3 protein-coding genes and 1 pseudogene are annotated in these 2,071 nt (G+C 63.7%); all 4 read left to right on the plus strand.

Features of this window, described 5'->3' with window-relative positions:
- Positions 1–302: MotA/TolQ/ExbB proton channel family protein (locus RTI30_RS14205; protein WP_312284149.1), on the plus strand; the 302-nt coding region annotated here is incomplete at its 5' end.
- Positions 299–712, plus strand: coding sequence for a biopolymer transporter ExbD (locus RTI30_RS14210; RefSeq protein WP_312284150.1), 414 nt, complete (start codon positions 299–301; stop codon positions 710–712). The genes RTI30_RS14205 and RTI30_RS14210, both read left to right, overlap by 4 nt.
- Before the next feature lie 3 nt (positions 713–715).
- Positions 716–1,396, plus strand: a complete 681-nt coding sequence (locus RTI30_RS14215; RefSeq protein ID WP_312284151.1) for a lysophospholipid acyltransferase family protein — start codon at positions 716–718, stop codon at positions 1,394–1,396.
- Positions 1,393–2,071, plus strand: a pseudogene (locus RTI30_RS14220) (hypothetical protein); the annotation flags it as partial. The gene RTI30_RS14215 and the pseudogene RTI30_RS14220, both read left to right, overlap by 4 nt.

Here is a 2,071-nt window from a genome sequence, read left to right on the forward strand (position 1 = left end):
TCGATCGCTATCTCAATTTTTTGGGCAGTATTGCCGGCGTGGCGCCGCTCCTCGGCCTGCTCGGTACCGTCTTTGGCATCATGCATGCCTTTGCGGCCATCGGTGCGGTGGGTATGGGCGACCCCAAAGCCCTCGCCGGTGGCATTGCCGAGGCCCTGATCACCACCGCAGCCGGGCTCATCGTGGCTATTCCGAGCCTGCTCTTTTACCGCTACTTTCGCGGGCGGGTAGAAGCCTTGATCTTGGCGACGGAAAAGGATGTGTTGAAGCTCGTCAATTTGCTGCCGGAGGCCACAAAGTGAATTTTCGCGCCCGCTCCGGGATGGAAGAGCCGGAGATCAACGTCATCTCCATGGTCGATATCGTCCTGGTTTTGCTGCTCTTTTTTATGGTGACGACGACTTTTGTGCAAAATAGCCATCTCTCCATGCAGCTACCCAAGGCGCAGCAGGCGGCAAAAGGGGAGCCCAAGACCCCCATCACCATCGACCTGAGTGCCAGTGGTCAAGTCTCGATTGGCGGACAAGTGCTGTCCATGCGCGCCCTGTCGCAGCGACTGAAGGCCCTGGCCGCCCAGGACCCGGAGCGCGTGATCGTCTTGCGCGCCGATAAGGACGCCACCCAGCAGTATGTGATCGACGTTCTCGACGCCGCCCAGGAGGCGGGGCTGACGCGCATCAGTTTTGCCACCCTGAGCACGGCGAGAAGCTGAAGGGTGCGGCTGGAAGGGCGCTGGCAGTCGAGTGCCGCCTGGCTGGCGGCAGCGCTCTTACGGGGGATCGCCGCCAGCCTGCGCTGGCGCGAGGAGGGGGCGGAACCGATCCGTGCCCTGCGCGCCGGCGGGCAGCCGATCATCCTCGCCTTTTGGCATGGGCGCTTGGCCCTCATTCCTGCTGCCTATCGGCGCTTGGGTGGCGGGCAAGTAAGCATTCTCATCAGCGAGCATCGCGACGGGGAATTCATTGCCCAGGCAATGGCCCACTGGGGCTACGCGGCGGTGCGAGGCTCGAGCCGCCGCGGCGCCTTCAAGGGCGCCAAGGGCATGCTCCGTGCCGCGCGCGCTGGTTCCGATCTGGCCATTACCCCAGATGGTCCGCGCGGCCCACGCGAGGTCTTGCAGATGGGGGTCTTGGAGTTGGCGCGTTGGACGGGTCTACCCATTGTGCCAGTCACTTTTTCGAGTCGTTGGGGGAAGATCTTTTCCAGTTGGGATCATTTTCTGCTGCCTTGGCCGGGCAGCCGGGTCGTCGTCCTTTGGGGCGAGCCCTTGCGCGTGGCCAGTGATGCTTCGGCTGCCGAGATGGCCCATTTGCAAGAGCAATTGCAGGCACAGATGCGCAGCCAGCGCCGCCGTGCCGATGTCCTGATCGGGCGCGCGCTGGAGGAGGATGTATGAGCAGTTATTACGGTGGCAACTATTGGCGGGCTCGCTGGGCGAGTTGGCAGGATGCCCGCGCCGGGCGACGCGCCCAGGCCAATGCGCGCTGGGGCGGGTTGAAATTGCCGGGAGACCGCGGCCCGGTCTTGTGGTTACAGGGGGGCGCGGCCCACGACGAGCTGCGCCTTGGCGTCGAACTCTGCCGCGCCATAAGTGAGAAGCGGCGCGATCTGCGTATGATCCTCACCTTCGAGGTCGAGGATTCCAGTCTCTTCCCCGCCAGTACTGCCGGTATCGATCGTTTGGGCTATGGCTTTGGGCCCTGTGCCCATCCCGAGGCCTTGCGCGCCACTCTCGATCGACTGCACCCCTTGCGCTATCTTGGCCTCGGTCGAATCCCCAGCCCCGCCCTGGCCAAGCTGTTACGGGCCGAGAAACGCCCGGCCTTGAGCATGGCGACCTTGCCTGCAGCGGGCGCGCAGGATGTGCTCTGGGAGGCCGTTTATCCTCGCTCCCAGGAACAATACCGGCAATGGCAGCGTCTCTCCCTCGGTACGGTCGTACAGAAACCCGTCGACTTTTTGACCTTGGTGACGGTAGCCCAGGTCGAGCCGAATTTTCGCAGCCTCATTCTCGGCAGTCAGGGGGATGCTCTGTTTTGGGTCCGGGGGCTTTCGCCCAGCGACTGGGCAA

The organism is Candidatus Igneacidithiobacillus taiwanensis, from assembly GCF_031962545.1.
GTDB classification, from domain to species: Bacteria; Pseudomonadota; Gammaproteobacteria; order Acidithiobacillales; family Acidithiobacillaceae; genus Igneacidithiobacillus; species Igneacidithiobacillus taiwanensis.